Below are 13,247 nucleotides of genomic sequence, written 5' to 3'. Positions count from 1 at the left end.
CTTGGTCTGTGCGGCAACACACCGGACCGCACAAATTTTAGGCAACGCGTTGCATCGACCGGGGATCGACCCTCGTCAGCCCGCCGATGGACCCAAGCCGTGCGGTGACACGCCCGTATGCAGCCCAGCGGTTGCGCTGCCTTGACCACACATCCTCCCCTTGCGTGCCCTTGAAGGCGCCGCGACCACCGCGTAATCTCAGTCTTACCGGGGGCTAGCACAGGCGCCTTGCGCCAATTTGCCAGCCAATAACAATGCCACTACAAGAGCCAATCCAGGCCAGGCCGTTCCCTCGTGACCTGCTGCACGCGCTGCGTGAAGGTGGTTACGATGTGTCGGCGCTCGTGCCTGCTCCTGAATCCGATCCCGAAACTTTTTCCACCCCTGACACGCCCGAGGCCGGGCCCCAGCAGGCGAGCCACCTGCTGTGCGCGGTCTACCAGGCCACCGGCGATCCCGCCATCGGCCTGTGGCTGGGCAGCCGGATGCAGCCTGACCTGCTCGGCCTGGCAGGCATGCCGGCCATGGCGGGGCCGTCGCTGGGCACGGCGCTGCGGCGTATCGCGCGCTACCAGAAGCTGATGATGGGCGACCGCATTGAGCTGCGCCGGCAGGGCGAAGAGGCCTGGGTCTGTATCCGCCCCAGCGAGCCGGAGGCGCCCGACACCCGCCCGCGCATCGACATGGAATTGTGCTCGCTGCTGGCCTTCGGGCGCCAGTTCACGCGCAAGCCGCTGCATCCGCTGCGGGTCTCGCTGCGCATCGGCCAGCCCGACTGGCACCTGCGCTATACCGAAGCCTTCGATTGCCCGGTGCGCTTCGGCGAACCGGAGGACGCGATCGTGTTCGGCCGGCGCGACCTGTCGCTGCGCCTGGTCGCGCGCGCCCACAGCCGTCCGGCGGCACCCGCCGCCATGCGCGACGCGCGGCATGCGGCGGCATCGCTCGACGACGTGCGAGCCGCCCTGCACCAGCTGGCCGGCGAGCGCGCGTTGAGCCTGGCCGCGGTGGCGCGCCACCTCGACATCAGCGAACGCACGCTGCAGCGCCGGCTGATGGCGGCAGGCACGGGCTTTCGCGCGTTGTGCGAAGATGTGCGTCGCGAACTGGCCGGCCGATACCTGACCGAGGGCAATATGTCGCTGGGAGAAATCGCTTTCCGGCTCGGCTTCGACGATGCCAATTCGTTCTTCCGCGCCTTCCGCCGCTGGACCGGCATGACACCGGGCGACTACCGGCGCTCGGCCGCGCACCCGCCGGGCTAGGACATACGGCCACCGATTCCCCCTCCCCGGCCGGCTTCATGCGCCGGCCGGCGCTTCCCACGGCGGATTCTCGCCGTACGCCTGCGCGAGGTAATCGACAAAGGCACGCACCCGCGGCGGCACCAGCCGCCGTTGCGGCATCACGGCGTAAATGCCGGTGTCAGCCATCGGGAAATCTGGCAACACCTGTACCAGCCTGCCGGCGCGCAGTTCGCCGCCGACATGCCAGGTCGAATGCAGCGCGATGCCAAAGCCGGCCAGTGCCGCGTCCGACAGCAGCTCGCCGGTATTGGCTTCGATGCGTCCACGCACCCGCACCGCGATTTCCCCGCCCTGGCCGTCGCCCAGTTTCCACACGTCCTGCCGACCCTGGCTGCCCACCAGCACCAGGCAATCGTGCCGGGCCAGGTCATGCGGCGTGCGCGGCGTGCCGCGCCGGCGCAGGTAATCCGGCGCGGCGCACAGCACGCGCCGGTTGATGGCGAGGCGGCGTGCCACCAGCGTGGAATCGTCGAGCGCTCCGATGCGGATGGCCAGGTCGAAGCCGGCGCTGACGAGGTCGAGCACGTTGTCGGTCAGGTTCACGCTGACCGATAGCCCGGGATGCTGCTCCAGGAACCGCGGCAGCAGCGGCGACACATAGAGCCGGCCGAACGATGACGACGTGGTGACCCGCAGCGTGCCGGAGATCCCGGTGCCGGCCTGTCGCAGCGATGCCCCCAGCGCTTCCAGGTCATCGACCAGCGCACGCCCCTGCCCGGCCAGTACCGCGCCTTCAGGGGTGGCATGCAGCCGCCGCGTGGTCCGGTGCAGCAGGCGCACGCCGAGGTCGCGCTCCAGCCGCTGAAGGCGCTGGCTGGCGACGGCCACCGACAGGTCCAGGCTGCGCGCCGCGGCGCTGATCGAGCCCAGGTCGAGTACGCGCAGGAACAGGCCGATATCCCCGATGCGATCCATGATTATCAAGATTTCATTGAAACTGATTTTGGATCATGCCGGTTTTTGCGAAAGCCGGGAAGGCGCAGACTGCTTTCCACTTTTCTTCACCCCTTATTCCTATCCAACCATGGCCGCCCCAATGTCCCCTGCTGTCCCCGCCGACGCCGCCACCGCGCGCGGCGGCCGGCTGCCCCTGGCCCTCTATGCGCTGACCGCCGGCTCGTTCGGCATCGGCTGTGCCGAATTCGTCATCATGGGCCTGCTGCTGCAGGTCGCCGCCGACCTGCAGGTGACCATTGCCGCGGCAGGCATGCTGGTATCCGGCTACGCGCTCGGCGTGTTCGCCGGCGCACCGGTGCTGACGCTGCTGACCCGGCGCATGCCGCGCAAGGCCGTGCTGCTGGCGCTGATGGTGATCTACACCGTCGGCAACGCCGCTTGCGCGCTGGCGCCCGACTACACCACGCTGATGCTCGCGCGCGTGCTCACCTCGCTGACCCACGGCACGTTCTTCGGCGTGGGCGCGGTGGTGGCCACCGGGCTGGTGCCGCCCCACCGTCGCGCCTCGGCAATTTCGGTGATGTTCTCCGGCCTGACACTGGCCACGCTGCTGGGCATGCCCGCCGGTGCCTGGCTCGGCCTGCACCTGGGCTGGCGCGCAACGTTCTGGGCCATGGCACTGATCGGGCTGGTGGCGCTGCGCGACGAGCTGGCCACCGTAGTCCGCCCGCAGGTGCTGCTGGGCCTGCTGATGACGGTGCTGCAGTCGATGGGCACCTTTGCCGTGATTACCTATGTGCAACCGCTGCTGACGCGCGTCTCGGGCTTTGGCGAGGCCGCGGTGTCACCCATCCTCCTGCTGTTCGGCGGTGGCATGATCGTCGGCAATATCCTTGGCGGCCGCCTCGCCGACCGTGCGCCGACGCGCGCCTTGCTCGGCTCGCTCGCTGCGCTGGTGCTGGTGCTGGCGGCGATGACGCTGGCCATCCACAGCCAGGCGACGGTAGTGGCGTTCGTCGGCATCCTGGGCGTCGCCGCATTCGCCACCGTGTCGCCGCTGCAGCTGCGCGTGCTGCGGCATGCCAGCGGCGCGGGCGAGAACCTCGCATCGAGCTTCAATATCGCGGCGTTTAACCTTGGCAACGGCATCGGTGCCTGGAAGGGCGGCATCGTCGTCGATCACGGGCCGGGGCTGACCGCGCTGCCGTGGATCGCGGCGCTGGCGCCGCTGGCGGCGCTGGCAGTGGCCTGGCTCAGCGTCAGGCTCGAGCAGGGCCGCGGCGCCGCCGCACCGGTGGCGCAAGCCTGCCGCTGACCCACTCGTTCAACCCGGCTTGCCGTCCACCCGTGGGCGCGCAAGCCGCGGCGCATAGGTCAGTGCATAAAGGCCAAACCCTGCTACCCAGCACGCCCCCGCGCCCCAGATCCAGTGCAGGTAGCCGGCTGGCCACGCCATCGGACCGAACACGCGCAATACCGCGGCCATCGCAATCAGCCAGTACGCCACAGTTTCCGTTTTGCCGGCCACCAGCATGCGCCCGGTATGGCCCAGCGCGGTGCGCGTGATCATGGCGATGATGGCCACGCCGAGCACGCCCACCGTGAACGCATGGGTCGCCAGCCCGGCTATCACCAGGCCCAGCGCGTCCAGTGCCTGCAGCAGCAACGCCAGCGGCAGCCACGCATAGGCGAGGTGCAGCACCCACAGCAGTGGCCGGCTGCCGACCGCGTAGCCGCGCCATCCCGCCACGCGCACCGCCAGCACGCCGGCGGCGAGCAGGGACAGCGCCGCGGCCAGCCATCCCGGCAAAGGCAGCAGTCCCGAGGCCAGCCCCAGCACCGTCGCCGGGATCACTATCTGGTCAACCCGCTTGTACTGGCGCATGCGAAAACCGGGAATCGCGTTGGTGGTGAACATCGGGATCACGCGGCCGCCGATCACCACCACGAACAGGGTCACCAGCGCGACGCCGGCGCGGCAGGCAAGCAGCGCCGAGACATCATGCCCGCCGGCCTGCAGCCACAATGCGGCGATATCGGCCACGGCGAGCAGCCACAGCGCCAGCGCCAGCGGGTAGTTGCGCCGGTTGCCGGCCCTGACCAGCGTGCGCGTGAAGGCCAGCGCCGCCAGCGGCAGGAATGCGCCTTCGATGGCGAAGGCAACGGTGCCCGGCGCCAACCACATGCCCACGCGGCCCGCCAGCCACAGGAGGAACAGCACGGCCAGCGCGGCGCCGGTCGGCGTGGGCTGGCCGGTCCAGGCGCGGCCTGCGGTGAACAGGAAACCCACCACGATCGCCGCGGCAAAGCCGAACACCATTTCGTGCGCGTGCCAGAACATCCCGGGCAGCACCGGCGCCGGCCCGACCGACTGCATGCCCGCCAGCATTGCAGACCATGCCGCGATCGCCAGCGCGGCAAAGATCGCGCCGCCCAGGTAGAAGGGCCGGAACCCCAGCGCGAACAGGGCGAAGCCGCGCGGCGGCGGCCCGGCCGGTGTCTTGCCGGAGGGCGATGGCCGGGAAGGAAGGATCGGGATGGTTTCCATGGCGGGCGGAATGGGTCGGTATCTGGTGAATCGGGTAGTGCCGGGGCGGCGTACGGCGGATTCTTGATCTGGCGCAGGATTGCCGCAAGCACGCAAACGGGTGCCATGCGTGCTGCGATCACGATAGCACCAGCGCCGCGCCGCCAACCTCCGCCGGTAGAACTAACTCCAACGACAGATCGCTCCATGTGGCGCGCTGTGCTGCCGGCGAATAGGCAGCACCAGTGGCCGCCCCTACTCTGGCATCACCCCCGCCAAAGTTGACACAGGAGCATGGCCATGGCCACCCAAACACGCGCGCCGGAACCCGTTCCAGCCGGCGCGGCAATCACGCTGGCGTCCAGTACTTTCGCATTCACCATCTGCTTTGCCGTCTGGATGCTGTTCGCCGTCCTGGGCATCCCGCTCAAGCAGGAACTCGGCCTCAACGACACCGAATTCGGCCTTTTGGCCGCCACGCCGGTGCTGAGCGGCTCGCTGATCCGCGTGCCGCTGGGCATCTGGACCGACCGCTTCGGCGGCCGCATCGTCTTCTTCGTGCTGATGCTGGCCACGGTGATCCCGATCTGGCTGATCTCCTACGCGCACAGCCTGTGGCAACTGCTGGTGCTGGGCCTGTTCGTCGGCCTCGCGGGCGGGTCGTTCTCGGTCGGCACGCCGTACGTCGCGCGCTGGTTCCCGCGCTCGCGCCAGGGCCTGGCAATGGGCATCTTCGGTGCCGGCAACTCGGGCGCGGCACTGACCAAGTTCGTCGCACCGGCGATGATCCTGGCGGCCGGCACCTGGACCGTGGTGCCACGCGTGTATTCGGTGGCGATGCTCGTCACCGCGCTGCTGTTCTGGGTGTTCTCGCGCAGCAACCCGGCGCACATGGTCAAGTCCAGCGTGGGCTGGCGCGAGCAGCTGGCGGTGATGCGCGACCCGCGCGTGTGGCGCTATTCGCAGTACTACTCGGTGGTGTTCGGCGGCTATGTCGGCCTGTCGCTGTGGATGACCAAGTACTACATCGGCGAATACGGCTTCGACATCAAGACCGCCGCCTTCCTGGCCGCCTGCTTCTCGTTGCCCGGCGGCGTGCTGCGCGCCATCGGCGGCTGGATCTCCGACCGCTACGGCGCACACCGCACCACCTGGTGGGTGATGTGGGTGAGCTGGGTCGGCTTCTTCCTGCTGAGCTATCCGCAGACCGACTTCATCATCCAGACCACCGGCGGCCCGCAAGGCTTCCGCATCGCGCTGACGCCGACGGTATTCACCATCCTGCTGTTCGTGGTCGGCATCGCCTTCGCCATCGGCAAGGCCTCGGTATTCAAGTTCATCTCCAATGATTTCTCGCACAACATCGGCGCGGTTTCCGGCGTGGTAGGCCTGGCCGGCGGCCTGGGCGGCTTCATCCTGCCGATCCTGTTCGGCATGCTGGCCGACCTGACCGGCATTCGCAGCAGCTGCTTCATGCTGATGTACGGCACGGCGTGCGTGAGCCTGGTGTGGATGCACTACAGCCACCGCGCTGACCGCCAGCGCAAGGCACAGGCCGTCGGCCTGACACAGGCAGCCTGATTCCCATCTCCACGGCGCGCCTCCGCGCTCTCTCAACCAAGGCACACCAATCATGACCTCATCCGTACTCACCCGCTGGGAGCCCGAGAACGCGGCATTCTGGCAAAGCGAGGGCGAGCGCATCGCCTATCGCAACCTGTGGATCTCGATCCCGGCGCTGATGCTGGCGTTCGTGGTCTGGATGCTGTGGAGCGTGGTCGCGGTCAACCTCGACCGCGCCGGCTTCCAGTTCACCAAGAACCAGCTGTTCTGGCTGACCGCGCTGCCGGCGCTGTCGGGCGCCACGCTGCGCATCTTCTATTCCTTCCTGGTGCCGGTGTTCGGCGGGCGCCGTTTCACCGCCATCTCCACCGCGCTGCTGCTGATCCCCGCGCTGGGCATGGGCTTCGCGCTGCGCGATCCGTCCACGGGCTATCCCACGCTGCTGGTGCTGGCGCTGCTGTGCGGGCTTGGCGGCGCCAACTTCAGCTCGTCGATGGCCAATATCAGCTTCTTTTTCCCCAAGGCGAAGAAGGGGCTGGCCACCGGGCTGAATGCCGGCATCGGCAACCTGGGCGTGTCGGTGGTGCAGTTCGTCACGCCGCTGGTGGTGTCGCTGGCGGTGTTCGGCGCGCTCGGCGGCGAGCCGCAGCAGTACCAGGCCAACGGCGCCACGCAGGACCTGTGGCTGCAGAACGCCGGCTTTATCTGGGTGCCATTCATCGTGGTGTCGGCGCTGGCCGCATGGTTCGGCATGCATGACATCGCCGATGCCAAGGCATCGTTTGCCGAGCAGGCGGTGATCTTCAAGCGCAAGCACAACTGGCTGATGTGCTGGCTGTACGTGGGCACCTTCGGCTCGTTCATCGGCTTCTCGGCCGGCCTGGCGCTGCTGACCAAGTCGCAGTTCCCGGGCGTCAACCCCACCGCCTATGCCTTCCTGGGGCCCCTGGTCGGCGCGCTGACGCGTCCCTTGGGCGGCTGGATCTCCGACAAGCTCGGCGGTGCGCGCGTCACGCTGTGGACCTTCGTCGGCATGATCGCGGCGGTGTTCGCGGTGCTGGCGGCGCTGCCGCATGACGGCGCCGGCGGCAACTTCACCTGGTTCCTCGCGGCCTTCATCGCATTGTTCGCACTGACCGGCATCGGCAACGGTTCGACCTTCCGCATGATCCCGGTGATCTTCCTGACCGAGCGCCAGCGCGCCGCCAGGGGCAAGGGCGACGTCGCGCAACGCCAGGCGCTGCAGGAAGCCGGCAAGGAATCCGCCGCGGTGCTGGGCTTCTCCGGCGCGATCGGTGCGTACGGCGGCTTCTTCATCCCCAAGAGCTTCGGCACCTCGCTGGAGCTGACCGGCGCACCGGATACCGCGCTGTACTGCTTCATCGCCTTCTACGTCAGCTGCGTGCTGGTGACCTGGTGGTGCTACGCGCGCCGCAACGCGCCCATGCCCTGCTGACCGCCTTGCCGGCCGGACTAGTTCTTCGGAACTAGTCCCACGCAAGGCACCCTCCCCCGATCGCCACGCGGCGGCTGTTCCACCAGCGAATTGGCTGCCGCCCCGCTCCCCCATAAGCTCAAGGTGTCCCTGCAAACGCTCCCGCAATCCCCGGAGCGCCGCAGAAAAGCCTCGCGGAGAACAAGCAAATGAGTCATTTCCTGGATCGACTGAAGTTCATGTCGCGCGTCAAGTCCACCTATGCGGACGGCCACGGCGCGGTGGTGAACGAAGACCGCAAGTGGGAAGACGGCTACCGCAGCCGCTGGCAGCACGACAAGATCGTGCGCTCCACCCACGGCGTGAACTGCACCGGCTCCTGCTCCTGGAAGGTCTACGTGAAGAACGGCCTGATCACCTGGGAAACGCAGCAGACCGACTACCCGCGCACACGCCCGGACCTGCCCAACCACGAGCCCCGCGGCTGTCCGCGCGGCGCGTCGTACAGCTGGTACGTCTACTCCGCGCAGCGCGTCAAGTACCCGATGATCCGCGGCCGCCTGATGGAAATGTGGCGCGAGGCCCGCAAGACCATGGACCCGATCGCCGCCTGGGAATCGATCAGCCAGGACCCGAAGAAGGCGGCGCGCTACAAGAGCGTGCGCGGCCAGGGCGGCTTTGTGCGCGCCGACTGGAACACCGCCACCGAGATGATCGCCGCGGCCAACGCCTTCACCGTGAAGAAGTTCGGCCCGGACCGCGTGATCGGCTTCTCGCCGATCCCGGCAATGTCGATGGTCTCGTACGCCGCCGGCGCGCGCTACCTGAGCCTGCTCGGTGGCGCCTGCCTGTCGTTCTACGACTGGTACTGCGACCTGCCGCCGGCCAGCCCGCAGATCTGGGGCGAACAGACCGACGTGCCCGAATCGGCCGACTGGTACAACTCGACCTACCTGATGGTGTGGGGCTCCAACGTGCCGCAGACGCGCACGCCTGACGCTCACTTCTACACCGAAGTCCGCTACAAGGGCACCAAGACCGTCGCGGTCTCGTCCGACTTCGGCGAGATGGTCAAGTTCGGCGATATCTGGCTGGCGCCGAAGCAAGGCACCGATGCCGCGCTGGCGATGGCCATGGGCCATGTGGTGCTGAAGGAATTCCACGCCAGCGGCAAGTCAGCCTACTTCCGCGACTACGTCAGGCAATACACCGACATGCCGATGCTGGTGCTGCTGCGCCAGAATCAGGACAACGGCGATACGCTGGTGCCCGACCACTTCCTGCGCGCCTCGCATCTCGCCGACAACCTCGGCGAAGCCAACCATCCGGAATGGAAGACGCTGCAAATCGACGACGCCACCGGCGAGATCGTGGCACCCAATGGCTCGATCGGCTTCCGCTGGGGCGAGGCCGCGCACAACGGCGGCGAAAAGGTGGGCCGCTGGAACCTGGAAATGAAGGACGGCGGCAGCGGCCGCCCGGTCGAGCCGCGCCTGTCGCTGCTCAGCCACCACGATGAGGTAGTGGAAGTCGGCTTCCCCTACTTTGGCGGCGAACACGACGAACTGCTGCGCCGCCGCGTGCCGGCGCGCCGCATCACGCTGGCCGATGGCAGCACCGCGCTGGTGGCGACCGTGTACGACCTGCAGATGGCCAACTACGGTGTCGACCAGGGCCTGGGCGGCCCCAACGTGGCGTCGTCGTATGAGGACGACGTGCCCTACACCCCTGCCTGGCAGGAAAAGCACACCTCCGTCCCGGCCCGCCTGGTGACCCAGGTGGCGCGCGAGTTTGCCGACAACGCCGACCGCACGCAAGGCAAGAGCATGGTGATCGTCGGTGCCGCGCTGAACCACTGGTACCACAACGACATGATCTATCGCGGCATCGTCAACCTGCTGATGATGTGCGGCTGCATCGGCAAGAGCGGCGGCGGCTGGGCCCACTATGTCGGTCAGGAGAAGCTGCGCCCGCAGTTCGGCTGGGCCCCGCTGGCCTTCGGCCTGGACTGGTCGCGTCCGCCGCGCCAGATGAACGGCACCTCGTTCTTCTACAATCACACCAGCCAGTGGCGCCACGAAAAGCTGGCCGTCGACGAAATCCTGTCACCGACCGCCGATCGCAAGCGCTATGACGGCCTGTCGCTGCTCGACCTGAACGCCAGGTCCGAGCGCATGGGCTGGCTGCCGTCGGCGCCGCAGCTCGACACCAACCCGCTCGACGTGGTCGACGCGGCCGAACAGGCCGGCAAGGATCCGGTGGCCTACACCGTCGAGCAGCTGAAGTCGGGCGCAATGCAGTTTGCCTGCGACGATCCGGACAATCCGGCCAACTTCCCGCGCAACATGTTCGTGTGGCGCTCCAATATCCTGGGCAGTTCGGGCAAGGGACATGAGTATTTCCTGAAGTACCTGCTCGGCACTCAGAACGCCGTGTTCGGCGACGAGGCCGACGCCATCACGCCGAGCGAAGTCAATGTGCGCCCGGCCGCCGAAGGCAAGCTCGACCTGCTGACCGTGCTGGACTTCCGCATGAGCACCACCTGCCTGTATGGCGACATCGTGCTGCCGACGGCAACCTGGTACGAGAAGGACGACCTCAACACGTCCGACATGCACCCCTTTATCCACCCGCTGTCCGAAGCCGTGCAGCCACTGTGGGAAAGCAAGACCGACTGGGAAATCTACAAGGCCATCGCGAAGAAGTTCAGCGAGATCGCCGGTCCGTACCTGGGCACGCGCAAGGACCTCGTCTGCACGCCGCTGCTGCACGACACCCCGGGCGAACTGGGCCAGCCGTTCGAGCCGAAGGACTGGAAGGCCGGCGAGTGCGACCTGATCCCGGGCAAGACCGCGCCTTCGATGACGGTGGTGGAGCGCAATTACGCGGACATCTACAAGAAATTCACCTCGATCGGCCCGCTGCTCGACAAGCTCGGCAATGGCGGCAAGGGCATCAACTGGAACACCCAGCATGAGGTGAAGGAAATCGGCGACCTGAGCCACACGGTGGCGGAACCTGGCGTGAGCCAGGGCCGCCCGAAGCTCGAAACGGCAATCGACGCCGCCGAGATGATCCTGACCTTCGCGCCCGAAACCAACGGCCACGTCGCCGTCAAGGCGTGGGAAGCGCTGTCGAAGATCACCGGCCGCGACCACACCCACCTGGCGGAGGGGCGCGAGCACGACAAGATCCGCTTCCGCGACGTGCAGGCGCAGCCGCGCAAGATCATTTCCGCGCCGACGTGGTCGGGGCTGGAATCGGAAGAGGTCAGCTACAACGCCGGCTACACCAACGTGCATGAACTGATTCCCTGGCGCACGCTGACCGGCCGCCAGCAGTTCTACCAGGACCACCGCTGGATGCTGGACTTCGGCGAAGGCGCGTGCGTGTACAAGCCGGCCATCGATACCAAGACCGTCGCGCCGATGCTGGGCAAGAAGCCCAACGGCAATCCGGAGCTGGTGCTGAACTGGATCACGCCGCACCAGAAGTGGGGCATCCACTCGACCTACTCCGACAACCTGCGCATGCTGACGCTGTCGCGCGGCGGCCCGCACGTATGGATCTCCGAAGCTGAGGCCAAGGCCAACGGCATCCGCGACAACGACTGGGTCGAAGTGTTTAACGTCAACGGCACGCTGACGGCGCGTGTGGTGGTGTCGCAGCGCGTGCCCAAGGGCATGTGCCTGATGTACCACGCCCAGGAAAAGATCGTGAACGTGCCTGGCGCCGAGACCAGCGGCATGCGCGGCGGCATCCATAACTCCGTCACGCGCGCCGTGACCAAGCCCACGCACATGATTGGCGGCTATGCGCAGCTGGCCTACGGCTTCAACTACTACGGCACCGTGGGTAGCAACCGCGACGAGTTCGTGATCCTGCGCAAGATGAAGAAGGTCGACTGGCTGGAAGGGCCGCTGGTGGAATCCAACAAGGAAGGAGCAACGCAATGAAGATCCGCGCCCAGGTAGCCATGGTGCTGAACCTCGACAAGTGCATCGGCTGCCATACCTGCTCCGTGACCTGCAAGAACGTCTGGACCAGCCGCGACGGCGTCGAGTACGCGTGGTTCAACAATGTCGAGACCAAGCCCGGCATCGGCTATCCCAAGGAATGGGAGAACCAGGACAAGTGGCAGGGCGGCTGGAAGCGCAATGCCGACGGCACGCTGGAGCCGCGCCAGGGCGGCAAGCTGAAGATCCTGGCGAACCTGTTCGCCAATCCCAACCTGCCGCAGATCGACGAGTACTACGAGCCCTTCACCTACGACTACGAGCACCTGCAGAAGGCGCCGCTGTCGCAGACCCCGCCCACCGCGCGCCCGGTCTCGGTGCTGACCGGCCGCAAGATGGAAAAGATCGAATGGGGCCCGAACTGGGAAGACGACCTCGGCGGCGAGTTCAGCTCGCGCGGCCGCGACAAGCTCTTCGACGACGTGCAGAAGGAGATGTACTCGACCTTCGAGAACACCTTCATGATGTACCTGCCGCGCCTGTGCGAGCACTGCCTGAACCCGGCCTGCGTGGCCTCGTGCCCCTCGGGCTCGATCTACAAGCGCGAGGATGACGGCATCGTGCTGGTCGACCAGGACAAGTGCCGCGGCTGGCGCATGTGCATCTCGGGCTGCCCGTACAAGAAGATCTATTTCAACTGGCAGAGCGGCAAGGCCGAGAAATGCCTGTTCTGCTATCCGCGCATCGAGGCCGGCCAGCCTACGGTCTGCTCCGAGACCTGCGTCGGCCGCATCCGCTACCTCGGCGTCATGCTGTACGACGCCGACCGGATCGAGCAGGCCGCGTCGGTAGCCGACGAGCGCGACCTGTACCAGTCGCAGCTCGACGTCTTCCTCGATCCGCACGACCCGGCAGTGCAGGCCGAGGCGCTGCGCCAGGGCATCCCGCAAAGCTGGCTCGACGCCGCGCGCAAGTCGCCGGTCTACAAGATGGCGTGCGAGTGGAAGGTCGCCTTCCCGCTGCACCCGGAGTACCGCACGCTGCCGATGGTCTGGTACATCCCCCCGCTGTCGCCGATCCAGTCGGCGGCCGAAGCGGGCCACATGGGGATGAACGGCATCATCCCCGACGTCAAGAGCCTGCGCATCCCGGTCAAGTACCTGGCCAACCTGCTGACCGCGGGCGATGTGATGCCGGTGCTGTCGGCGCTGGACCGCATGCTGGCAATGCGCGCCTACAAGCGCTCGCAGGTGGTGGACGGCGTGCAGGACCTGGACGTGCTCAGGCAAGTGGGGCTGACGCCCGCCCAGGTCGAGGACATGTACAAGACCATGGCCATCGCCAACTACGAGGACCGCTTCGTGATCCCGTCCTCGCACAAGGAAATGGTCGAGGACAGCTTCAACGACAAGGCCAGCTGCGGCTTTACCTTCGGCAACGGCTGCTCGGGTGGCACCTCGGATGGCGCGCTGTTCGGCAAGAAGCCACAGGGCAGCGTCCACTTTGTCGACATGCCCAGGTCGCGCAAGAAGGCCGTGATGAGCTGAGCGCTCGCGAACCAA

Annotated in this window: 8 protein-coding genes; 6 read left to right on the top strand and 2 right to left on the bottom strand. The window is 67.0% G+C overall.

Annotation, left to right across the window (positions count from 1 at the left end):
* Window positions 1-254 precede the first annotated feature (254 nt).
* Complete coding sequence (locus VSR71_RS20535; RefSeq protein ID WP_342915684.1) at window positions 255-1,265, top strand: AraC family transcriptional regulator; 1,011 nt, start codon at window positions 255-257, stop codon at window positions 1,263-1,265.
* Window positions 1,266-1,301: 36 nt separating this feature from the next.
* Here the strand turns inward: VSR71_RS20535 and VSR71_RS20530 are convergent, their stop codons facing one another.
* Window positions 1,302-2,222, bottom strand: a complete 921-nt coding sequence (locus VSR71_RS20530; protein ID WP_342915683.1) for a LysR family transcriptional regulator — start codon at window positions 2,220-2,222, stop codon at window positions 1,302-1,304.
* 121 nt (window positions 2,223-2,343) lie between these two features.
* Here VSR71_RS20530 and VSR71_RS20525 point away from each other — a divergent pair, with 121 nt between their 5' ends.
* Window positions 2,344-3,519, top strand: coding sequence for an MFS transporter (locus tag VSR71_RS20525; RefSeq protein WP_342915682.1), 1,176 nt, complete (start codon window positions 2,344-2,346; stop codon window positions 3,517-3,519).
* A 9-nt stretch (window positions 3,520-3,528) separates the two neighbouring features.
* On the opposite strand, the gene VSR71_RS20520 is transcribed toward VSR71_RS20525, so the two are convergent.
* Window positions 3,529-4,752, bottom strand: a complete 1,224-nt coding sequence (locus VSR71_RS20520; RefSeq protein WP_342915681.1) for an NnrS family protein — start codon at window positions 4,750-4,752, stop codon at window positions 3,529-3,531.
* Window positions 4,753-5,031: 279 nt separating this feature from the next.
* On the opposite strand from VSR71_RS20520, the gene VSR71_RS20515 reads away from it, so the two are divergent.
* The 4 genes from VSR71_RS20515 (at window position 5,032) to narH (ending at window position 13,232) form a co-directional block, all read left to right on the top strand.
* Window positions 5,032-6,312, top strand: coding sequence for a nitrate/nitrite transporter (locus VSR71_RS20515; RefSeq protein WP_342915680.1), 1,281 nt, complete (start codon window positions 5,032-5,034; stop codon window positions 6,310-6,312).
* A 52-nt stretch (window positions 6,313-6,364) separates the two neighbouring features.
* Window positions 6,365-7,750 (top strand): NarK family nitrate/nitrite MFS transporter, encoded by a 1,386-nt coding sequence (locus tag VSR71_RS20510; protein WP_342915679.1) that lies wholly within the window; start codon window positions 6,365-6,367, stop codon window positions 7,748-7,750.
* A 188-nt stretch (window positions 7,751-7,938) separates the two neighbouring features.
* Window positions 7,939-11,685, top strand: coding sequence for a nitrate reductase subunit alpha (locus tag VSR71_RS20505; protein ID WP_342915678.1), 3,747 nt, complete (start codon window positions 7,939-7,941; stop codon window positions 11,683-11,685).
* Window positions 11,682-13,232, top strand: coding sequence for a nitrate reductase subunit beta (gene narH / locus VSR71_RS20500; RefSeq protein ID WP_342915677.1), 1,551 nt, complete (start codon window positions 11,682-11,684; stop codon window positions 13,230-13,232). Before VSR71_RS20505 ends, narH begins: the two co-directional genes overlap by 4 nt.
* Window positions 13,233-13,247: the final 15 nt, after the last annotated feature.

It is taken from the genome of Cupriavidus oxalaticus (genome assembly GCF_038900635.1).
GTDB classification, from domain to species: domain Bacteria; phylum Pseudomonadota; class Gammaproteobacteria; order Burkholderiales; family Burkholderiaceae; genus Cupriavidus; species Cupriavidus oxalaticus_B.
Note: the sequence above shows the minus strand (reverse complement) of the source record. Positions and strands in the feature narration are given on the sequence as shown.

Coding starts and splice junctions, on each gene's coding strand:
- VSR71_RS20510 (WP_342915679.1), top strand. CDS start 6,365: ATGACCTCATCCGTACTCACCCGCTGGGAGCCCGAGAACGCGGCATTC.
- narH (WP_342915677.1), top strand. CDS start 11,682: ATGAAGATCCGCGCCCAGGTAGCCATGGTGCTGAACCTCGACAAGTGC.
- VSR71_RS20530 (WP_342915683.1), bottom strand. CDS start 2,222: ATGGATCGCATCGGGGATATCGGCCTGTTCCTGCGCGTACTCGACCTG.
- VSR71_RS20515 (WP_342915680.1), top strand. CDS start 5,032: ATGGCCACCCAAACACGCGCGCCGGAACCCGTTCCAGCCGGCGCGGCA.
- VSR71_RS20520 (WP_342915681.1), bottom strand. CDS start 4,752: ATGGAAACCATCCCGATCCTTCCTTCCCGGCCATCGCCCTCCGGCAAG.
- VSR71_RS20505 (WP_342915678.1), top strand. CDS start 7,939: ATGAGTCATTTCCTGGATCGACTGAAGTTCATGTCGCGCGTCAAGTCC.
- VSR71_RS20525 (WP_342915682.1), top strand. CDS start 2,344: ATGTCCCCTGCTGTCCCCGCCGACGCCGCCACCGCGCGCGGCGGCCGG.
- VSR71_RS20535 (WP_342915684.1), top strand. CDS start 255: ATGCCACTACAAGAGCCAATCCAGGCCAGGCCGTTCCCTCGTGACCTG.